Genomic DNA, 21,474 nt, shown 5'->3' on the forward strand with positions numbered 1-21,474 from the left:
AAATATAATTTCAATTTTTTAAATGATTTTATACTAAACCTCATTTGAATAATGAATGTATTATAAATTTTTTTAGTAGATTAAACCTAATATTTATTTTCAAATAATCAAAATAAATATTCACTTTTTAAACGGGGAATAGCATTAAGTTTATTAAAAAAGCTGTATTTGAATTAATTTTCATTTACAGCTTTTTATTTAAATTAAATTTCCAAAAATTCCTTTTCAAACTCATCTTCCGTAAGCACCCGAACCCCCAATTTTTCAGCCTTTTCCAGCTTACTTCCAGCCTTTTCCCCAGCAATTAGAAAATCTAGATTTTTTGAAACTGCTGACAGATAGTTTCCGCCTTTAGACAGAATTATATCTTTTATGTCGTTTCGTTTGTATTTTTGCAGTTTTCCAGTTGCAAGGAAGTTTTTGTCTTTTATTGGATTATCTGCTATTTCTTCTGAATTATTTTCATCAACAGCAAATTGTAATCCAATATTTTTTAAATTTGTAATAATTTTCCAGTTATTTTCATCATTTAAGAAAGTATTTACAGCAAATGCCACTTTATCGCCAATTCCTTTTACAGCCAGTAAATTTTCAATTGACTGATTTTTCAGATTTTCAATATTTTTAAAAGTTTTTGTCAAAAGATTCGCATTGAATTTTCCAACAAAAGGAATTCCAAGTGCGTAGAGAACTTTTGAAAAATCACGATTTTTACTGGACTCAATGCTATTTATCAAGTTATCTACACTTTTTTTTCCCATTTTTTCTAGATTTTCCAGTTCTTCACGATATTTTTCCAATGAATAAATATCGACTATTGTTTTTATTTTTCCTAATTCAATAAATTTTTCGACAATTTTGTCACCAAGTCCAGAAATATTCATTGCGTCACGGGAAACGAAATAGGCAATTTGACGTTTGACTTTTTCGGGGCAAAGTGGATTGTGGCATTTTAAGGCGACAAGTCCTTCTTCGTGTGCAAGTTCGCTGTTGCAGACAGGACAAGTTGTTGGCTCCTGAATTTCAATTTCTTCTCCAGTTCTATCGTCAAACGCAACATTTACAACTTGCGGAATAATTTCAGCCGCCTTTTCTACAATGACATTATCGCCAATTTTTATATCTTTTCTGCGAATTTCATCAAAGTTATGTAAACTTGCTCTTTTCACAACAGAACCTGATAAATTCACGGCTTCAAGTTCAGCAACAGGAGTGATTACACCAGTTCTTCCAACTTGAAAAGTTACGTCCATTAATTTAGTTTTTACTTGTTCAGCAGGAAATTTGTAGGCAATTGCCCATCGTGGGCTTTTAGTTGTGTAGCCAAGCGTTTCATAAAGTGCAAAATTATTTACTTTTATAACAAGCCCATCTGTTTCATAATCAAGTTTTTTTCTGTCATTATGCCATTTGTCGATAGATTTTTCCAATTCTTTAAAATCAGTATATTTTTCAAATATTTTTGTTGTTTTAAACCCAAGTTTTTCAATATATTCAATGCTCTCCAAATGAGTATTTATTCCGTAATTCTCAGCATTTACAAGATAATAGAGATAGCAGTCAAGTCCACGTTCTGCAACAATTGTCTTATCAAGCTGTCTTATTGTCCCAGAAGCCGCATTTCTAGGATTTGCGAAAACATCTTCTCCATCATCTTCACGCTCCTGATTTATTCGATTAAAGCTCGAAATTGGCAAAATAATTTCTCCACGAACTTCCAGTGAAACATTTTTTTTCAATTTTTTAGGAATAGTTTTAATTTCCATAATATTTTCAGTCACATCTTCCCCAATTTGCCCATCTCCCCGTGTTATAGCCTGAACAAGCACTCCATTTTCATAAATCAGGCTTATACTAAGCCCATCTAGTTTCAGTTCCAGAATATACTCTAGTTCCTTTGAATTCTCCTTAACATTTTCAGATAAAATAATTTTTTTGATTCTTTTGTCAAAATCCTCAATTTCCGAAATATTATAAGTATTCGACAAACTAAGCATAGGCACCCGATGTCGTACCTTTGAAAATTTTTCGCTCGCAGTACCTCCAATTTTTTCAGTAGGCGAACTTTCTCCATTTTCCTCATTTTTCAGCAATTCTGGATATTCCTGCTCAAGCTGTTTTAATTCACGCATTAAAGCGTCGTATTCCATATCCGAAATAAGAGGCTTGTCCTCGTTATAATAAAGATTGTTATGGTATTCGATTTCATTTCTCAATTTTGTATATTTTTCCTGAACATCAGAAAAAAGGGTATTTTTTTCATTATCTATATTTTCATTTTCATTATTTTTTTCTTGATTAAATAAATTCACGGTTGCTCCTTTTATAAAATTTGTTTTGTAAATTATATCATTTTTTTTATGATATGAAAAGTTTTTGGAGCAATTAAATCAGAGCTTGAATCCCAAATATTGACAAATTGTGAATGGTACAATATAATAATTTTATTAAGAATAATATAGTATTTTTTTACTTTTTTCAAAAGAAGAGAAAAAAATAATAATTTTAATTTGCATTTTAGGGTTATAAATTTATAAATTGAAAAAATATAAAAATATTGCAAAGCTGTATTAAAGTGAACTGGAGAAAAAGAATATGTTTTGGTATTAGAAAATACTTGAATTGAGGATATTCTGAAAAGTTATAGTTATATTTTTAGAGAAAGATAGCGAAAAATAGAGAAATTGTGGACATAGTTTTTTTTAGTTTGCTGCAATATATTTTACAATCTATGATAATAAATAAACTTCCTTATAGTGTGTCAAGTTGATATATAGGTAGTTATATTTATCAAAAATATTTAAAAATAGAGAATATTGGAATTCTTAAAAGAAAATAATGGAAAATAAATTAATTAAATAGAGGAGCTTAAAGAATGAAAAGTAGTATGACATTACATATTAAAAATGCAACAAAGATTGGTTTTAACAAAAATATTTTCACAACTTGTAAAAAAAATTGACAAATTCAAAAAAATATGGTAAACTAAAATTAGCTTAGGAAGGAAAGTGAGGAATATGAAAATAAAAAATGTTACAAGTCTTGGTAAAAGATTAAGAAAAATTAGAATAGACAACGATGAAATAACATTAAATATGGCTGAAAAGTTAGGAATATCAATTTCATACTTATCTGCTATCGAACACGGAAAAAGAAATATTCCGAATGATTTTATTCAAAAATTGTTTGATAAGTATCAGCTTAGTGAAGAAATGAAAACTTTGATTCAAAAAGATGTTGTTGATTATTCTGGAGAAATGAAGTTGATAATGAGTCAAATGAATGAACAGCAACAAGAATTAAGTTTATTATATGCAAGAAAAATAAACAAATTGAATGACAAACAGATAAAAAAAATGAGGAGGTTTTTAAATGGAGAGGAATAGTGCAACGGAATCCAAAATAAAAGTCAAGCCATTATCTAGAGCACGGATTCGGAAAATTGCCAAAGATTTAAAGAGAGATTTTTGCTTGACCAATGGAAGGATTGATATAATAAAGTTTATAGAGGGGGTTTCCAGCATACTGGGTATGGATTATGAATATGTTGAAGACTCACAATTGCCAAATAAATATGCAGAAACAGATCCGTTGAGAAAGATTATAATAATAAAAGAAAGTGTTTGCATAAGGGCAGCAAACGGAAGTGTAAGAGATAGATTTACTTTAGCACACGAATTAGGTCATATTGTTTTGCATTCCCTAAATAATCCAGAAGTAAAATTTTGTAGATTTGATGAAGTTATAAAACCTTACGAAGATATTGAATGGCAAGCAAATACTTTTGCAGCAGAGTTTTTGGTTGATGTAGAAGAAGCTAAAAATTTAACATTAGAAGAAATAGTTGAAAAATATGGTGTTTCTCAAACAGTGGCTGCAATACAAAAAAAGAATTGTTGATATATAAAATATTTATATATAAAAAAATAGTTTCTCAAACTGCAATTTGAAAAACTATTGTAAAATCTTGAAAAATAAAAGATTTTGTTATACTTTGTAAAGTTATTATAACAAAAAAAACTTTGTTTTTCAAGTAAAAATTGAAAAAAGGAGGTAAAAATGACTACAAGAGAAAATATAACTTCGTTAGCTGGTTGGATGTTAGATAAAGATTATAAACCAACAAATCAACTGGTAAAAAGTGTTGCAGGTTCATCTTTAAAATGTTTCGGTGATAAAGGTTATCCAAGTTTAGAAACTTTAGAAAAAGCTACAATGATAAAAACAGCTGGAAGTAAAGTATATAAAAAAGATGAAGTTAAACTAGCTAAAGCATTACTTAGCTATGACAGAAAAAAACCTAATTAAGTTATTAAGATAAGAGCTACACAAGGCTCTTATTCTTTTTCTTTGCAATCAATAACTGTCTCAATTTTAACTTTTAGAATTTTCAAATCCTGAAGTTTCATTTCTTTCAGTTCTATAATTTTAATTTTCTTCAAATTCTGAATATCTTTTTCATCTAAGTTTTTAATTTTTCATTTATCACTCCGTTGTATTTTCGAGTTATCTGTGATAAACTATTATGGCTAGAAAGAGCGGGGCTGTAATAGCTAGCCCTTAAATAGCCCTTATTTTTGATAAAAAACTATGTAAATTAGTAATTTTAAGAAAAGATTTTTTGGATAAAAAATAATATTATTTTTTTCAATAAAATCAATGGCTGTATAAGATTTTTAAATAAGTTTAAATATAATGTAAAATAATGATATAATATTTTCGTAAAATATGATATGATATAGGCAATGAAATTGTAAAAATAAAAGGAGGAAATTGAAAAAAATAAAATAATGGAGATAAATAATAATGAAATGACAAATATAAATACAGTTGAGAAAATTGATATTTTGGGGATGGATTTAGAGAGTTTGCAGGAGAAATTTGTTGAAATTGGTCTTAAAAAGTTTAATGCGAGTCAAGTTTTTGACTGGTTACATAATAAACTGGTATTTGATTTCGATGAATTTTCTAATATTTCAAAGAAAGACAGGGAAATTCTTAAAGAAAAATTTTATGTGGCAAAACTGGAGTTTAAGACACATCAGGTTTCAGAAGACGGGGATACTGAGAAATTTTTGTTTGAGCTAAAGGATAAAAGGCTGATTGAGAGTGTCCTTATTTCCCATAAGAATCGGCATACGCTTTGTGTTTCATCGCAGATTGGATGTCTTATTGGGTGTGACTTTTGTGCGACAGCAACAATGACTTATGAAAGGAACTTGTCGACTTCGGAGATTTTATTGCAGTATTATTATGTTCAAAAGCATCTTATGAAACGTGGAGAAAAATTGGGAAATGTGGTTTATATGGGAATGGGAGAGCCATTTTTAAATTATGATGCGGTTCTTGGATCTATTAATATGTTAAATTCTCCGAAAGGGCAAAACTTTTCAAAGAGGAATTTTACTATTTCTACAAGTGGAATTGTAAACGGGATAAAGAGATTTACGGAAAATGAAAATCAGATAAATTTGGCGATTTCATTACATTCAGTAAGGGATAATGTGAGAAGTGAAATTATGCCAATTAATAAAAGATGGGGAGTTAATCAGTTAAAAGAGGCGCTTTCAGATTATCAAAAGAAAACGAAGAATCGGATTACATTTGAGTATATTTTGATTGATGATTTAAACTGCGAGCCTGAAGATGCGAGAGAACTAGCTGGATTCTTAAATTCGTTCTCATGCCTTGTTAATCTGATTCCATATAATCCTGTTGGCGGAAAGCCTTATAAAACCCCTTCAAAACAAAAACAAAAGGAATTTTATAAATTATTAAAAGACAAAAATGTTAATGTAACATTGCGTGAAACTAAAGGACAGGATATTGCAGCGGCTTGTGGACAGTTAAAGGCAAAAAAACAGATGGATTTTTCTCAAGGTATTTAAAAAGTGTTGTTTAACATAGATTGGAAAAGAGATACTATAGCAATTTCGTTGAAGAGTTTTGAAAAAATAAAAAATTTAAATAAATATTATAGCAGTTACGAAAAGAGGTAGTAATGAAAATGAATAATAAAAAAGTAAAAGTGGAAAAACCTAGAAAAAAATTTAGTTTACTCTCGTTTTTTTTCAAAGTTTTTTTATTTCTGTTTGTGATTGGGATTGGAGCTGGGGCGTATTTGGTGTATACAGTAAGTAAGGAAACACCTGTTGATTTGATAGATGGGTATGCTCCTGTGTCTCCTTCGGTAATTTATGATATAAATGGTAATCAAATTGATACGATAATGGTTCAAAATCGTGCACCGATAGGGATAGGAGAGATTCCTCAGCATGTTCAAAATGCATTTTTGGCGATAGAAGATAGAAAGTTTAGAACTCATCATGGATTTGATTTTGTGAGAACGGCAAGAGCGGCTTTTTTGACGTTTACAGGAAGACGTCGTGAGGGTGGAAGTACAATTACGCAACAGCTTGCAAAAAATGCTTTTTTATCACCTGAACAAACGATGACAAGAAAAATTAAGGAAGCAATTTTGGCGGTAGAAATTGAAAGAAAATATACGAAGGATGAAATTCTGGAAAATTATTTGAATACAATTTATTTTGGGCAAGGAGCTTATGGAATAAAAAATGCGGCAATAAAATATTTTAATAAGCAGCCAAAACAATTAACTATTGCACAAGCGGCAATTTTAGCCAGTCTTCCAAAATCACCGACAAAATATTCAAAAATAGAAAATGCGTTAGAAAGACAAAGAATTGTACTTAATCAAATGAAAAATTATGGGTTTATAACAGATGAAGAGTATAATGAGGCAATCAATGAGAAAATTAGATTTGTAAATGGAAATATAAAAAGCCGTAATGAAGAAGAACAAATTTCAACTTCAAATGTTGCACCTGAATTTACAACAGTTGTTCTAAGTGAAGTAAGAAAAATATTGAAAATACCTGAAGAAGATCAAAAATTCTTATTTGATGGATATAAAATTTATGCAACAGTTGATTTAGATTTACAAAGAGCAGCTTATACAGCATTCAATAATAATTATAATCTAAAGAGCCGTGCAAATCTAAATGGTGCCTTGCTCTCTATTGATCCGAGCAATGGATTTGTAAAAGCAATGGTTGGGGGGAAAAATTACAAAAAAGGTAACTTTAATCGTGCGATGAGTTCATTAAGACAACCTGGATCCTCATTTAAGCCAGTAGTTTATCTTGCTGCATTACAAAAGAAAATGGCAATGAATAGTGTTATGGAAGATTCCCCAGTAAAAATTGGAAATTGGAGTCCGAAAAACTATGATGGAGTTTATAGGGACAGCATGACACTTGCCAAAGCATTGGAAATTTCAAATAATGTGATACCAGTAAAATTATTGCAATATGTGGGAATTGATTCAGCTGAAAAAGTCTGGCGTAATGCAGGAATTGTTGGTGGAGATTTTCCTAAGAATTATACACTGGCACTTGGTTCAATTTCTATAAGACCAATAGATATGGCGATGTTTTATGCTGCACTTGCAAATGGAGGTTATCAAGTACAGCCTCAATATATTTACAAAATTGAAAATAAATACGGTGAAGTAATTTATGAAGCTAAACCTAAAATGAAAAAAGTTTATGATTCTAAAGATGTTGCAATATTGACTTATATGCTTGAAAATGCTGTAAATTATGGAACTGGTCAATCAGCCAAAGTATTCAAAGATGGAAAATTGATTCCAATGGCTGGAAAAACAGGAACAACTTCAGATTATGTTTCAGCTTGGTTTACAGGATATACACCGACTCTTGCGACAGTAGTTTACGTTGGAAATGATGACAATAAGTCGATGGGACCTGGAATGACAGGAGGAGCTGCAGCTGCACCAATTTGGAAGAATTATATGCAGGCGGTAGTCGATTTACCAAATTATAACGTTGGAGTTTTTGAGTTTATAGATGATTATATTACGAGAAAAGATTTGACAACAAGAGATATAGATCTACAGATTGGATTACTTGATAGAGATGGTGTAAATAAACGGACAGCATTGTTTAAAGCAGGAACAGAGCCGATTGAATATGAAGGAAAATTTAGAAAAGGAGTCACTTTTTAAAAAATAAATTTTCTTTAAAGTTAAAAAAGTTTAATACTATTTCATATTTAAACAGTTGACTAGTTATGAATTTCTTTGCAATAGGTCAAGACCCTTTGTTAGCAGATATCAAAATATAATTTCTATTTTTTAAATAGAATCTTAGTATAAATACAATAAAAAATATGATTTCAAATACAAATTAATGTATAAGGAATCATATTTTTTGTTATAAAATCTATAAGTCTCAATTATGACATAAATAATAGTTTAACTACAAATAGTGCTCCCAGAGTAATCATAACCCATGAAATAGGTCTTCTATCTTCTTTTTTTGAAAATAAATTATAAAATAAATTTATTAATACGTAAGATAAAATTCCTAGTGTTAATCCATCTCCAATGCTGTAAGTCAAAGCCATTGTAGTAATTGTTATAAATGATGGAACACCTTCTAAAACATCATGTAAATCTATGTTTTTAACTGAACTTAGCATTAAATAACCAACGTAAATTAAAGCTGGAGCTGTGGCACATCCTGGTATTGAAATAAATATTGGTGAGAAAAACATTGATATTAGGAATAAAACTCCTGTTGTGATGGCTGTCCATCCAGTTCTTCCACCTGCGATAACTCCTGTTGAGCTTTCCACATAAGTTGTAACTGTTGAAACTCCAAGTGCGGCACCAGCTGTAGTTGCTATTGCATCTGCCATTAGGGCACGTCCTACATTTGGTACATTTCCGTTTTCATCCAGCATATTTGCCTTTGAGCATACTCCTATCAATGTTCCAACAGTATCAAAAAAGTCTACAAATAGGAATGTACAAATTATAACAAATAAATTTCCAAACATTTTAAAATCTGTAAATAATGAAAAGTCCAATTTCCCCATAACAGGCATCATTGACTCATATTTAAAAATACCAGATGGTAAATAAATTCCCAATTCCTTTGCATGTACAGGATTCAAAAGAGCATATCCCCAAGCTAGCAAAGAACTTAAAACAATTCCATAAAGAATCGAACCACGTACATTTTTTTTATCTAAAATAGATATTAAAATTAGTCCAATGAATGAAATAATAACAGCTGGAGAAAAATGCCCCATACTTACTTTTGTAGATTCATTTAAGACAACAAGCCCGCTTCCTGAAAAACCTACAAATGCAATAAATACTCCAATTCCACCAGTAACAGCATGTTTCATATTTTCTGGGATAGAATTTACTACAGCTTCACGTACTTTAAAAAGTGTCAAAACAATAAATATAATACCTTCACAAAATACAGCAGTTAAGGCAGTTTGCCAGCTAATTCCGCCTTTCAGTACAACTGTAAATGCAAAAAATGCGTTTAATCCCATACCAGAAGCAAGAGCAAAAGGTAAATTTGCAATAAGTCCCATAAGGAAACAACCAAGTGCAGCTGAAAAGCAAGTTGCTGTAACTAATGCACCTGCATCCATTCCTGTTTTTGATAAAATATTTGGATTTACGGCGATTATGTATGCCATTGTAAGAAATGTTGTAATCCCTGCCATAATTTCCTTTTTCATATTGACATTTTCATTTGCTAAAAGCGGGAAAAGTCGTTTTAAAACGCTTGTTTCTTGAACATTAGATGTGCTCATTTTAATTAATCAACTCCATTTCTATTTTTTTTATTTTAATAAGGGGGTTTTGTCCCCCTCTTTTTTCATATATAACTAACATTTATTTTATTATAATTTAATCCTCTTCATTTTCTTTGTTTTTCATTTTTTCTTCTTCTAATTTTTCCTTGTCAAATGTCATAACTACTTTTTCGATTTTTTTATTTCTTACTCGTTGAGGTTTAAATACAACTCCGTTAATTGTAATTGGCTCAATATTTTCATTATCTTCTGGAATATATCCAAGATTTTCAATTAAAATACCACTTAAAGTATCATAATATTTAGATTCAAGTTCAAAGTGAAAGTTGTCATTTAAGTCATATAATGAAACATCACCATTGACTAGATATTTATTTTTTGAAATTTGATGAATTGACAAATCCTCATCATCAAACTCATCATCAATATTTCCCATAACTTCTTCAATTAAGTCTTCAAGTGTAACAATTCCTGAAAATCCTCCATATTCATCGATTAATATTGTAATATGTTTTTTTTCAAGCTGCATTTCATTAAAAAGTTCATTTACATTTTTTGTTTCAGGAACAAAATATGCCTCTTGAACCAAGTCGGATATCTTTATATCATCAAATCCTTTTTTATAGGCTTCCATCATCAAATCTTTAGTTAGTAGAATTCCAATAATATTGTCTGCCTCATTTTCATAAACTGGAATACGTGAATATTTCCCAATTTCTTTATTTTCAAAAAGTTCATGGATTGAAATATTTTTATCAATTAAAAATACTTTTGTTCTTGGAATCATTATTTCCCGTGCAATTTTTTCATCAAATTCAATAATATTTTCAATCATTTCCTGTTCAGATTCATTAATAACTCCATGTTCTTTACCAACTTCTACAAGAGAACGCAACTCTTCCTTTGATACTTTTTCTTCAATATTATCTTCTTTCATTCTCAAAATTGTAAGTACTAAATTTGTAGAAAATGTTAAAAATTTTACAAATGGAGAGAATATTGTTGAAATAAAAACAATAACTCCAACTGATGATAAAGCGATATTTTCAGAATTTCTAAGTGCAATTCTTTTTGGAATCAATTCTCCAAAAACTAGCGTAACATAAGATAATATAAAAGTTATCAAAATCATTGAAATTTGGCTGCTATATGGTATATTTAAAGGTTTTAAAGCTTCTGAAAGAAATTGTGACAATCCAGTTGCTGCTGATGCTGATGCGAAAAAACTTGCCAGAGTAATTCCAACTTGAATAGTAGATAGAAATTTACTCGGTTCTTTTAGTAAGTTATCAAGTAAAATTGCCTTTTTATTCCCCTCTTCAATTAATATTTTTAGTTTATTTTTATTTAACGAAACAATAGCCATTTCCGCACTGGAAAAAAAAGCATTAATTCCCGTTAAAATTATTATTATTACAATTTGTAATAATAAACTGCCCTCAGACATTTATTTTTCCTCCTAATTTTTTAAAACTTATAGACATTATAACATATTTTTAAAAAATTTAAAAATTGATTTTGGAATCTAACTTTAAAACAATTTTATTTTTAATCCTAAGTAATTTAATAAAAAAACCTATTCCAAATTGAAAAAATTCAAAATAGGTTAATTAATTCTATTAATTTTTATAAATTATCAAAAATTTATTTTAAATTCTTACTTCCTTCTTCCAAAATCTTTATTTGATAAAGTATTTCCTCATCCTTAATAGTTTTTTCTTTTCCATTTTTTATTGCCTCATATAAATCATCATAAACTCTGCCATAATCACCTCTTTCTGAAATTACTTTTTCTTCGTGATAATTTTCCTTGTTATCATAGTAAATTAATGTTCCATAATGTTTGGGCGAGTCAATTCCAAAATCTGGATGATATGGCATATAAAATAGTTTTAGATGTTCTTCCTGTCTATCTTCCGTTTCCTTTATAAAACACCCTCTTGTTCCATACACAATAAATGAAGCCTGAAATAACTTCCCTTTACAGTAATTTTCAGACTTTTTCCATTTTCTCTTTTATAAAATAAATCTATATCATAATAGTCATTCATCCGATTTGTTCTAAGAAGCTGTCTTACGTCATAATGCACTTTATCAGGCTTACCATATCGTGAAATTACTTGATCTAAAACATGCGTTCCATGCCCATATAAAAATGTATTTGCTGCTTTACCATCGTATTCTTTTACATTCTCAGGCACTTCTGCCCTGTAATAATCATAATTAGATTCAATTTCTAAAATTTCTCCTAATTTTCCACTTTCAATTACCTTCATTGTAGTTAAAAAATCACTATCAAATCTTCTGTTATGATACGGCTGTACAATTAATCTTTTTTTCTTTGCCAATTCAAAAAGCTCCTGTGCTTCTTCTAGTGTTTCAGTAAAAGGCTTTTCCACAAGGCAGTTTTTATTATGCTCTAAGACTTCCCTAGCATAACGGTAATGTAAATCAGGTTTTAAACAAATAACAACCAAGTCAATTTCAGGATCATTGTAAAGTTCTTCAATTTTGTCAGTATAATTAATCCCATCTATCCGTTTCCAAGTTTTATTTTCCAAATTTCTAGTTACAATTGTTTTTACTTTTATTTTATCTTTTCTTTGCAACACAAATGGCAAATGATACCTGTTCGCACTTTTACCATTTCCAATAAATCCTACTGTTAGCATAATATTAACCTTTCTATTTTTTATTATTTCCAATTATTTTTTGTCTATCTTTTGTTCCAATCTTTTATAGACTTCAATAAATTCCTTTGCCAATTCTTTAAACAAAATCGCTGTCATTAAATGATCCTGAGAATGAACCATAATTAGACCAACATCAAGTTTTTCTCCTCCAGCTTCCCTTACAATCAAATCTGTCTGTAATTCATGTGCCTTCAGCATTTCTTCAGTAGACTGCTTCATAAATTCTTCCGCTTCATCAAATTTTCCTTCTTTTGCAGCCTTCATAGCCTGATAAGCCAAACTTTTAGTTTCCCCTGCGTGTCCAATCAATGTCATTGCAATCATTTCAATATCCAATACTTCTTCAGCCATGGTAATTCCTCCTAAATAGTTATTTTTTGTTTTATCAAATTTTATATTAAAATTTCTTCTTAATTTTGTTATAACACACGTTTCCCAGTATGTCAATTTTTCATACTTTTAATTTATTTTTCGTCTATTTTTATTAATTTTATTATTAATTAAAGCATAAATCCGATATTCTAAGAAAATAAACGATTTACAATTACACATTTTTTCGTGTATAATATATATTGAAAATTTTAAAAAAATATAAATTTATAATAAAATATTTTACAAAATCTTTATTAAAGGAGAAAAATCACATTATGGATATTTATGCACCAATTAACAAACATTTTTTAGAAAATAAAAAAATAAAAATTTCATTTTCAAAAGTATTGAATAAAAAAGAAAAATATTTTTTAAAGTTTCTTTTTATGGAATATAAATTGCTGGAAAAATTTGAGAAAGCAACTATTTTACAAGATGTTGATTTAAATGAAATATTAGATGTGCTTAAATTTTCTACATTTGAACAATTGAAAAAATTTTTGGATAATTTACAAGTGAAAAAGCTGGAATTTTCGATTTTTAGTAATGATAAAATTGTGCTTTATGGACGATTTCCAATTTTGGTGTCTTACAATATTGTTTATTCCAAAATTGAGTTTCAATTTGCAAGAGAAATTCAAAATGCTCGGGGAAACAATACTTTATTCTCACTTCTTAGATTTGACTTTCTGGTTTTTATGGGAGATGAGACTACTTATAATTTTTATACTTATTTGATTTCTGATAAAAATTATAATAATGATACTGTAATTACGTTAGAAAGACTAAAAGAAATGTTTGATACTGGAGATAAATATGAGCGTTTTTTTGACTTTGAAAAACAGATCTTAAAAAAAGCAATTGAATCCATAAATCTTTTTTCTGACATTAAGGTTGTTTATGAAAAAATTAAGGTTGGAGAACATATAAATAATAAAGTGGAAAAAATTCGTTTTAAAATAATTGATAACAGTAAATCTTCTGAAAAGAAAAACAAGGAGCTTGTTCAGCATATAAACAGCATTATGGACTTGATAAAAAATGATGTAAAAGATTTTCATGCTACTTATGAATTGATAAAAAAGTATATTTTAAAGAAAAATTACGATTACGTTTATACAAATGTTATTTTTACAAAAAAGCAATTTAAAAATAATATAGAAAAGCAGTTAAAAAAAGTTTTGCTGCTTGATTTGGGACAATCCTTAAAAAATAACTTAAAACATGAATCAGAGGTTTTGAACATAAAAAGAAAATACCGTACTCCTTTTTTTCTTCAGCTTGATATATCCAATCTCATGCGTCAGAATCATTTGGAAAATGAACTTAGAGTACTAGTTGATGATGGATATTTTAACGAAATTCTTACTTTAAAAAATGAACAGACAATGGAACAGAGCTTTACTGACTTCAAAATCTATATAAAGTACTTCCAAAATGCTAAAAGCCAAATAAAAATCATAAAATTCCTATAAAAATTTTATTTTTTTTTGGAATAATCATTTAAAATAATAAACGAAAAAATATATGTTTTTTTATCGTTTATTCTAGTTTTTATTTTATAAAAACTTATTTTTTCGATATTTAAAACAGATTATAGACGAAAAAATATTATTTTTTTATAAAATTTGACTTCTAACAAATTGGTGGTATACTATAAATATGGAAGTTAAGCTCATTGGAATATAAAACAATGAAAATACACTTAAAAAAATAAATAAAATAAGGAAGGATGATCCGAAATGAAAAAAATCTTATTATGCTGTGCAGCAGGAATGTCTACTAGCCTATTGGTAAACAAAATGAAAGCTGAGGCTGAAAAAAGAGGAGTTGAAGCTGAAATTTGGGCAGAACCACTTGACAAGGCAAAAGAAGAATTTCCAAAAGCTGACGTTGTTTTATTGGGGCCGCAGGTTAAATATGCCTTACCAGAAGCTCAAAAAATCGCTGAAGAAAATAACATTAACATAGATGTAATTAATATGGTTGATTATGGAATGATGAATGGGGCAAAAGTGTTAGATCAGGCGTTAAATTTAATTAAATAGCTCAATTTATATTATACTTTTGTTAGAGTTCAAATACCGGTAAATGATTTTAAACCATGAATACCGGTATTTGTTTTTATAAAAGAGAATTTGTTTTTCATGCTTGAAGATATTGAATTTTTAAAATAATCATTTTTTAGGAGGAATTAATATGGCTAATATTATGAACAAATTTACACAGTTTTTAGAAGAAAAATTAATGCCTGTTGCTGTAAAAGTGGCTAATCAGAGACATTTAGCGGCAATCAAAGATGGAATGGTCATTACATTGCCATTTATTATTGCAGGATCTGTATTTTTGATTTTAGGAAATTTGCCAATACCAGCATTAGCTAATTTTTATAAATATAATGCAGTTGGGCAGATTATCGCAAAATGGTTATCCTATCCTGTTGATGTAACATTTAATTTATTAGGCTTTATTGCGTGTATTGGTATTTCATATAAATTGGCTCAACACTATAAATTAGATGAAATTTCCAGTACAATCTTAGGAGTTTTGGCATTTTTACTTGTAACTCCTTTTCATAATGGCATCCCGCTGCCTAGTATGGGAAGTGGAGGATTATTTGTAGCTATAATAATGTCTCTTTTGGCAATAGAAATTGTAAACTTTATTGTGAAAAAGAATATTGTTATTAAAATGCCTGATTCTGTACCACCTGCAGTATCAAAATCATTTGCAGCATTAATTCCAGGATTTTTTGTTATTATGACTGCATTGATAATAAGAATTTTATTTGAAGTTTCTCCATTTGGAAATATACATAAAGTTGTTGAAATGGTCTTGACTAAACCACTTACAGCATTAGGAGGATCTTTCTTTGGAATGATGGGACTTTCTTTTATAACTAATTTATTATGGTCTGCCGGAATACACGGTTCAAATCTAGTAACGGGAGGTATAGCAAAACCTGTATTAGATACGCTAATGGATCAAAACAGAATTGCGCTTAGTGCTGGAAAGCCTCTTCCAAATATAGTTACAACTCAGTTTTTTGATATTTTTCATAATATGGGAGGTTCTGGAACAACTTTCTCTCTTGCTATTATGCTACTTTTCCTTTCTAAGAGCAAACAGCTTAAAGAAATTGGTAAATTAGCAATTGGTCCTGCTTTTTTCAATATTAACGAACCTATTTTATTTGGACTTCCAATAGTTATGAACCCTATTTTAATCATTCCATTTATATTGGCTCCGTTAGTTACAGTAATGGTTACTTATCTAGCGATGTATTCAGGGTTAGTTGCAAAAGTAACTGGAGTTGCCTTGCCTTGGACAACGCCTCCTTTTATATCCGGTTTTCTCGCAACGAGCCATTGGACAGGAGCAGCCATACAAGTAGTAAACTTCTTCATAACAGCGGCTATTTACTATCCATTCTTTAAATTATGGGATGATAAAAAACTTCAAGAAGAAAACGGGACAGCAAGTATAAATTAATCATTAGCGAAATTTATGGTTAAATTAATAAAATATATTTTACAAAATATATTTTTTATGATATAGTATTTGTAAATTAATAGTAAAATAAATTTTAAGGAGTGATTACGATGATTAGACATAGTTGGATATGGTGGAAAAAATTAAATACAATTTAATATTTTTTGCCAGCTATGTTGAGATTTATTGTAATTACGATTATAAATATTATGAAAAAAGCATTGGTGAAGTAAAAATCAATGCTTTTATTTTATTCAATTCTCTTAGACGGTAAAATAGTTTAAGAGAATTTTTTTATAAATTTCAACAGATTTAGAAAAAGGGAAAGAATAAGGAGAAAGAAGAAAAGTAAAAAGAGAAAAAATTGGAGAAAGTGAGAAATTTTATGTTGATAAATAAACCTACTTATTATTATTCTGTTATCAGGCAAAAATTTAATAATTCTTATTTTGCTGAAGATGAACGGCAAGTTATTATTGGGATTGACTGTGAATATTTTGATTCTAATGAATATAGCTATGATTCCTTGAAGAAAATTTATAATTCTTTTGTGAAGCAAAAAAAGGTTGCTCCGTTTGCAGGGCTATTTGGGACATTTGCCTATGAGTCGATACATTTTTTTGAGAAGATTGAGAAGATAGAAAAAGAGCAGTTTAAGTTTCCACAGTTTATTTTTGCCAATGCGAAGGCTTATTTGCATTATTCAAAGACTAGCAAGGAATATTCATTTTATGGGGACGAAAGAAAATATTTTGATTTTTTGAATGATGAAATTGAGAAAAGAACTGAAAATAGTGAATTGCTTTATGATATAAAAACAGATTTTGATGAGGAAAGATCACATTTTTACGGCATTCTTGAAAAAGCAAAGGAATACATCAAGGCTGGGGATATTTTTCAGGTTGTGCTAAGTGAACAGTTGAAACTTGCGACAAATATGGATTCTCTTGATTTTTATGAAAAATTGTCAAAGGCTAATCCTAGTCCATATATGTATCATTTTCCTACAAAATATGGAGATATTGTCGGTTCAAGCCCTGAAATCCTAGTTGATATTTCATCAGATAATATTTATATCGCTCCCATTGCTGGAACTCGCCCAAGGGGAAAAGATGCCAATGAAGATGCATTTTTAGCAAATGATTTGTTAAATGATGAAAAGGAATGTGCTGAACATCGAATGCTTGTGGATTTGGCACGGAATGATATTGGAAAATTTGCTGAAAGTGGCTCGGTGGTTGTGAAAAATCTTATGCATATTAAAAATTATGAGCATGTAATGCACATTGTGACTGATGTTTACGGGAAAAAGCGAAAAGATGTGTCGATATTTGAAGTTATTGCTCAAGCTCTTCCAGCGGGAACACTTTCTGGTTCACCCAAGATTCGTGCTATGCAGATTATTTCAGAACTAGAAGTATTTAAGAGAAATGTTTATGCGGGAGGAATCGGATTTTTGAGATTTAATGGGGATGTTCAGCTTGCGATTATTATTAGAACTGCATTTTTTGAAAATAAAAATTATGACTTGAATAAGGTTGACAAGGTTAGAAATGTGTTTATTCAAGCTGGGGCTGGAATTGTGTTTGATTCGGTGAAGGAAAAGGAATATGATGAAATTTGCCATAAAAGAGCGTCTGTACTGAATATTTTTAAGAAATTCTGCAAAGAAGAAAGAGAAGTTGAAAAGGTTAAAAATGAGGAAAATAAAAATGAAAAAGGGGAGGATGTGAAATAAATGATTTTGATGATTGATAATTACGACTCGTTTGTTTTTAATGTTGAGCAGTATTTGAAGGAAATGACTGATGATGAAGTAATTACTGTGAGAAATGATGCGATTACGGTTGATGATATAAAAAAAATGAATCCTGATAAAATAATCTTTTCTCCAGGTCCAAAGCATCCAAAGGATAGTGGAATTTGCCTTGAAATTTTAAATAATATTGATGAGCTGGGAAATATTCCAATTTTGGGGATTTGCCTTGGGCATCAGGCAATTGGGATGAATTTTGGTGGAGAAATAAAAAGGCTTGAAAATCCATTGCATGGTAAGACTTCAGAAATTACAGTTTTATCGGAAAATTCTGTGTTATTTAAGAACTTGCCAAAAAAATTTAAAGTCATGAGGTATCATTCGCTTTATGTTGAAAATATTCCAGAAGAGCTTGAAGTTACGGCAAGGTCTGAAGATGGGATTGTGATGGCTGTGGAACACAAAAGTAAAAATATTTTTGGGATACAGTTTCATCCAGAATCGTTTTTTACAGAATATGGGAAAAATATAATACGAAACTTTTTAAATATTGAAGTTTCAGAAAATTTGCAAAAAAATAAAAATTTTGAAAATAGTAAAAAGAAAGGAAACTTTGAAAACATGGATAAATATTTGAAAAAATTACAGGAAAATATTGCATTGACAGATACTGATTTTAGAGAAATCTGTAAAATTATTGATGATAAAAGTTATGATATTGTACAGCTTGGAGCATTGCTTGTGCTAATTTCAGAAAAAAGCCTTTATCCAGAATCATTAACTGCTTTTGTAAATAATATTTTAGAATACAGCACAACTTTTGAAGATGAAACTCCAATGATTGATGTCTGCGGAACTGGTGGTGATGGATTCAAGACAATAAATATTTCAACAGCTGTTGCATTTATTCTGGGAGCAATGGGAGTGACTGTCGCAAAACATGGAAACCGTGCAATTTCCAGTAAAAGTGGAAGCAGCGATGTACTTGATAAATTAGGAGTGCCTCTTGAAAAATCACTGGCAACTCAAATTGAAAAGTTACACAAAAAAAATCTTGCCTTTTTCCATGCACCATTTTTCCATAAATTAGTCGGAGAAGTGCGAGAAGTTAGAAGTCGCCTTGGAATAAGAACTGTCTTTAACATTTTAGGACCGCTTCTTCATCCAAATACAAAGTTGAAATATCAGTTAGTTGGACTTTATCATGAACCTGTTCACAGATTATATGCTGAAACATTACAACTATTGGGAAGAGAACATGCGTTGGTTGTTTGTGGAAATGATGGGCTTGATGAAATAACAATTTGTGATGACACTAAAATTATTGAAGTAAAAGGAGATCAAATTCTTGAATATACAATTTCTCCTGAAAGTTTTGGATTTAAAAGAGCTTTTCATTCTGAAATAGAAGGCGGAACTCCAGAGGAAAATGCTGAAATTTTGATAAGAATATTAAAAGGTGAAGAAAAATCAGCAAAATTCGATATAGTTGTGTTAAATGCGATGTTTGGGCTTTATACTGCGAATGTAGTGGACCATCCTGCGAAGGCGAAGGATATGGTTTTGGAAGCGATTGAGAGTGGAAAGGTTTATGAGTTTTATGAAAATTATGTGAAATAATTTTTTTGAAGAGGGATTTAGATGATGATAAAAACTTTGTATAAAGAAAAATGTTTGAGGTATTTTATAGTACCTGACATAATATCTATAATTATCTTTTGGTTTGATGCTCCAGTAGATCCTTTATGGATTTTGCCTTATCTTCTTAATAATACGATTAAAAATAGATTTTGGAATCTTCCTATAAGTTGGATTTTATTTAAAATAATAATTATATACTTCAGTTTTAAAAAGCTTGAAAAAATAAATAGAATTAAAGATAAAGAAAAAAGAAAAAAATATAAAATTAAATTAAAAATAATAATTTTTTTTACGCATGTAATTGTGTTGGGAATTTTTATTAAGTTTATTGATAAAATTATATTTTATTGAAAGGAAAAATATGGATATTTTAGAAAAAATAAAAATAAAAAGAGATATACAGCTTGAAGCAGAAATAAAATCTTTTAAGCAGCCATCGTTGAAAGAGGCATTGAAACAGGATGGAGTACGGATTATTGGAGAAATTAAAAGGGCTTCTCCATCGAAGGGAAAAATTGCAAAAGATGACTTTGATTTGTTAAAACAGGCACAAAGTTATGTGGATAAAGGGGTTGCGGCTTTTTCAATATTGACGGAAAAGGAATATTTTAAAGGAGAGAATGATTTTATAAAAATTATAAGAGAGAAATTTCCAGAAATGCCGATTTTGAGGAAGGATTTTATTTATACTCCATTTCAGGTGGCACATGCTAAGTTTTTGGGGGCTTCGGCGATTTTGCTGATTGTGAGAATGTTGGATGATAAGACGCTTTTGGAACTTCATAAGTTGGCACAGGATTTGGAAATGGATGTTTTGGTAGAAACTCATGATGAAGAGGAAATAAAAAGAGCTTTGAAGATTCCAAATTTAGAGATTTTGGGGATAAATAACCGAAATTTGAATACTTTTGAAGTTGATATTAGAACTACGGAAAAATTGATAAATAAAATTCCAAGAGATGTTTTGAAAAATTTGACTATTGTAAGTGAAAGTGGATTTTTGTCAAAAGAGGATGTGGAATATGCGGAAAAATTGAATGTGGATGGACTGCTAATCGGAGAGGCACTTATGAAGGGGCTTCTTTAGAAAGAAAAATAAATTTATGGAAGGAAAAAAATTGGAGAAAAAAGAAAATAATGTGGCAACTGATGATTTCACAGAAAATGCTACTAAATTGAAGGTTTGCGGGATTAGGAGCATTACTGAAATTAATGAATTGAAAACTTTGGATATTGATTATTTTGGATGTATTTTTGCAAAGAGTGCAAGGCAGGTAGATACGGAGCTTGCGGCTAAGATTGCTAGGACTGCGCATAGGCACGGGAAGAAAACTGTTGGAGTGTTTGTGAATGCGATGATTGAGAATATTGTGAAAATCGTGGAGGAAACTGGAATTGATGTTGTGCAGCTGCATGGAGATGAATCGGTGGAATATTGTGTGGAGCTTACGAAAAAATTGGAAAAACTTTATGAGAAAAGCTGCTTTAGAAAACGTAAAAATTTTCCGTCTAAGACAGAAATTTGGAAAGTTTTTGGAGTGACTGATGAACTTCCAGATATTGCAGATTATAAACAGTATATTGAATATCCGTTGTTTGATGCGAAGGGAGAAAATCGCGGGGGAAATGGGATTGTTTTTGACTGGGATATTCTGAAGGATTTGGAGAAATATTCATTTGTACTGGCTGGAGGGCTTTCGGCTGAAAATATTTGTGAGGCGCTTGAATGTAAGCCTGCGATTTTGGATGTGAACAGTAAGGTTGAGGTCAATAATAAAAAAAATAAAAAATTAGTTGAGGAAGTTGTAAATTTAGTAAAAAAGGGAAAATAATAATTTAAAAAAATAAATGTGAAAG

18 protein-coding genes are annotated in these 21,474 nt (G+C 29.7%); 12 read left to right on the top strand and 6 right to left on the bottom strand.

The genetic code is table 11. From position 1 onward, the window contains the following. Nucleotides 1-203: 203 nt before the first annotated feature. Nucleotides 204-2,312, bottom strand: coding sequence for an NAD-dependent DNA ligase LigA (gene ligA / locus FVE73_RS04215; protein WP_018498173.1), 2,109 nt, complete (start codon nt 2,310-2,312; stop codon nt 204-206). A 705-nt stretch (nt 2,313-3,017) separates the two neighbouring features. Here ligA and FVE73_RS04220 point away from each other — a divergent pair. The 5 genes from FVE73_RS04220 (at nt 3,018) to FVE73_RS04240 (ending at nt 8,047) form a co-directional block, all read left to right on the top strand. Next, the gene (locus tag FVE73_RS04220; protein WP_018498174.1) at nt 3,018-3,386 is read left to right on the top strand and encodes a helix-turn-helix domain-containing protein; all 369 of its coding nucleotides are present in this window, start codon (nt 3,018-3,020) and stop codon (nt 3,384-3,386) included. Continuing rightward, complete coding sequence (locus FVE73_RS04225) at nt 3,373-3,900, top strand: ImmA/IrrE family metallo-endopeptidase (RefSeq protein ID WP_018498175.1); 528 nt, start codon at nt 3,373-3,375, stop codon at nt 3,898-3,900. Before FVE73_RS04220 ends, FVE73_RS04225 begins: the two co-directional genes overlap by 14 nt. Before the next feature lie 159 nt (nt 3,901-4,059). After that, entirely contained in the window at nt 4,060-4,308 is a 249-nt protein-coding gene (locus FVE73_RS04230) for a hypothetical protein (RefSeq protein ID WP_018498176.1), read from the top strand. Nucleotides 4,309-4,790: 482 nt separating this feature from the next. Then, nucleotides 4,791-5,888, top strand: coding sequence for a 23S rRNA (adenine(2503)-C(2))-methyltransferase RlmN (rlmN, locus tag FVE73_RS04235; RefSeq protein WP_018498178.1), 1,098 nt, complete (start codon nt 4,791-4,793; stop codon nt 5,886-5,888). Nucleotides 5,889-6,001: 113 nt separating this feature from the next. Beyond that, nucleotides 6,002-8,047: a transglycosylase domain-containing protein gene (locus tag FVE73_RS04240; protein WP_018498179.1), complete on the top strand. Its 2,046-nt coding sequence runs from the start codon at nt 6,002-6,004 to the stop codon at nt 8,045-8,047. Nucleotides 8,048-8,277: 230 nt separating this feature from the next. Here the strand turns inward: FVE73_RS04240 and FVE73_RS04245 are convergent, their stop codons facing one another. The 5 genes from FVE73_RS04245 to FVE73_RS04260 all read right to left on the bottom strand — a co-directional run bounded on the left by FVE73_RS04245 (nt 8,278) and on the right by FVE73_RS04260 (nt 12,707). After that, nucleotides 8,278-9,660: an NCS2 family permease gene (locus FVE73_RS04245; protein WP_018498180.1), complete on the bottom strand. Its 1,383-nt coding sequence runs from the start codon at nt 9,658-9,660 to the stop codon at nt 8,278-8,280. A gap of 97 nt (nt 9,661-9,757) precedes the next feature. Then, nucleotides 9,758-11,110: a hemolysin family protein gene (locus FVE73_RS04250; RefSeq protein WP_018498181.1), complete on the bottom strand. Its 1,353-nt coding sequence runs from the start codon at nt 11,108-11,110 to the stop codon at nt 9,758-9,760. A gap of 197 nt (nt 11,111-11,307) precedes the next feature. Next, a complete protein-coding gene (locus FVE73_RS10855; protein WP_232058530.1) occupies nt 11,308-11,616 on the bottom strand; it encodes a Gfo/Idh/MocA family oxidoreductase in 309 nt (102 codons plus the stop codon). Beyond that, complete coding sequence (locus FVE73_RS04255; protein ID WP_232058531.1) at nt 11,589-12,335, bottom strand: Gfo/Idh/MocA family oxidoreductase; 747 nt, start codon at nt 12,333-12,335, stop codon at nt 11,589-11,591. Before FVE73_RS04255 ends, FVE73_RS10855 begins: the two co-directional genes overlap by 28 nt. Before the next feature lie 33 nt (nt 12,336-12,368). Then, nucleotides 12,369-12,707 carry a PTS lactose/cellobiose transporter subunit IIA gene (locus FVE73_RS04260; RefSeq protein ID WP_018498182.1) on the bottom strand — a complete coding sequence of 113 codons (339 nt, stop codon included), beginning with the start codon at nt 12,705-12,707 and terminating at the stop codon, nt 12,369-12,371. Nucleotides 12,708-13,003: 296 nt separating this feature from the next. Here FVE73_RS04260 and FVE73_RS04265 point away from each other — a divergent pair, with 296 nt between their 5' ends. The 7 genes from FVE73_RS04265 to FVE73_RS04295 all read left to right on the top strand — a co-directional run bounded on the left by FVE73_RS04265 (nt 13,004) and on the right by FVE73_RS04295 (nt 21,449). Then, entirely contained in the window at nt 13,004-14,203 is a 1,200-nt protein-coding gene (locus tag FVE73_RS04265; protein ID WP_018498183.1) for a replication initiation protein, read from the top strand. A gap of 267 nt (nt 14,204-14,470) precedes the next feature. Continuing rightward, nucleotides 14,471-14,776, top strand: coding sequence for a PTS sugar transporter subunit IIB (locus FVE73_RS04270; RefSeq protein WP_018498184.1), 306 nt, complete (start codon nt 14,471-14,473; stop codon nt 14,774-14,776). A 151-nt stretch (nt 14,777-14,927) separates the two neighbouring features. Continuing rightward, nucleotides 14,928-16,220 (top strand): PTS cellobiose transporter subunit IIC, encoded by a 1,293-nt coding sequence (gene celB, locus FVE73_RS04275; protein ID WP_018498185.1) that lies wholly within the window; start codon nt 14,928-14,930, stop codon nt 16,218-16,220. Nucleotides 16,221-16,605: 385 nt separating this feature from the next. Next, nucleotides 16,606-17,958, top strand: a complete 1,353-nt coding sequence (locus FVE73_RS04280) for an anthranilate synthase component I family protein (RefSeq protein ID WP_018498186.1) — start codon at nt 16,606-16,608, stop codon at nt 17,956-17,958. After that, nucleotides 17,959-19,596 (top strand): anthranilate phosphoribosyltransferase, encoded by a 1,638-nt coding sequence (gene trpD, locus FVE73_RS04285; RefSeq protein WP_018498187.1) that lies wholly within the window; start codon nt 17,959-17,961, stop codon nt 19,594-19,596. It begins immediately after the preceding gene. A 382-nt stretch (nt 19,597-19,978) separates the two neighbouring features. Continuing rightward, entirely contained in the window at nt 19,979-20,704 is a 726-nt protein-coding gene (gene trpC / locus FVE73_RS04290; RefSeq protein ID WP_026239014.1) for an indole-3-glycerol phosphate synthase TrpC, read from the top strand. 31 nt (nt 20,705-20,735) lie between these two features. Beyond that, a complete protein-coding gene (locus FVE73_RS04295; protein WP_232058532.1) occupies nt 20,736-21,449 on the top strand; it encodes a phosphoribosylanthranilate isomerase in 714 nt (237 codons plus the stop codon). Nucleotides 21,450-21,474 lie beyond the last annotated feature (25 nt).

The sequence above is a fragment of the Leptotrichia wadei genome (assembly GCF_007990545.2).
GTDB classification, from domain to species: Bacteria; Fusobacteriota; Fusobacteriia; order Fusobacteriales; family Leptotrichiaceae; genus Leptotrichia; species Leptotrichia wadei.

Coding starts and splice junctions, on each gene's coding strand:
- FVE73_RS04220 (WP_018498174.1), top strand. CDS start 3,018: ATGAAAATAAAAAATGTTACAAGTCTTGGTAAAAGATTAAGAAAAATT.
- FVE73_RS04225 (WP_018498175.1), top strand. CDS start 3,373: ATGGAGAGGAATAGTGCAACGGAATCCAAAATAAAAGTCAAGCCATTA.
- FVE73_RS04230 (WP_018498176.1), top strand. CDS start 4,060: ATGACTACAAGAGAAAATATAACTTCGTTAGCTGGTTGGATGTTAGAT.
- rlmN (WP_018498178.1), top strand. CDS start 4,791: ATGGAGATAAATAATAATGAAATGACAAATATAAATACAGTTGAGAAA.
- FVE73_RS04240 (WP_018498179.1), top strand. CDS start 6,002: ATGAAAATGAATAATAAAAAAGTAAAAGTGGAAAAACCTAGAAAAAAA.
- FVE73_RS04245 (WP_018498180.1), bottom strand. CDS start 9,660: ATGAGCACATCTAATGTTCAAGAAACAAGCGTTTTAAAACGACTTTTC.
- FVE73_RS04250 (WP_018498181.1), bottom strand. CDS start 11,110: ATGTCTGAGGGCAGTTTATTATTACAAATTGTAATAATAATAATTTTA.
- FVE73_RS04255 (WP_232058531.1), bottom strand. CDS start 12,335: ATGCTAACAGTAGGATTTATTGGAAATGGTAAAAGTGCGAACAGGTAT.
- FVE73_RS04260 (WP_018498182.1), bottom strand. CDS start 12,707: ATGGCTGAAGAAGTATTGGATATTGAAATGATTGCAATGACATTGATT.
- FVE73_RS04265 (WP_018498183.1), top strand. CDS start 13,004: ATGGATATTTATGCACCAATTAACAAACATTTTTTAGAAAATAAAAAA.
- FVE73_RS04270 (WP_018498184.1), top strand. CDS start 14,471: ATGAAAAAAATCTTATTATGCTGTGCAGCAGGAATGTCTACTAGCCTA.
- celB (WP_018498185.1), top strand. CDS start 14,928: ATGGCTAATATTATGAACAAATTTACACAGTTTTTAGAAGAAAAATTA.
- FVE73_RS04280 (WP_018498186.1), top strand. CDS start 16,606: ATGTTGATAAATAAACCTACTTATTATTATTCTGTTATCAGGCAAAAA.
- trpD (WP_018498187.1), top strand. CDS start 17,959: ATGATTTTGATGATTGATAATTACGACTCGTTTGTTTTTAATGTTGAG.
- trpC (WP_026239014.1), top strand. CDS start 19,979: ATGGATATTTTAGAAAAAATAAAAATAAAAAGAGATATACAGCTTGAA.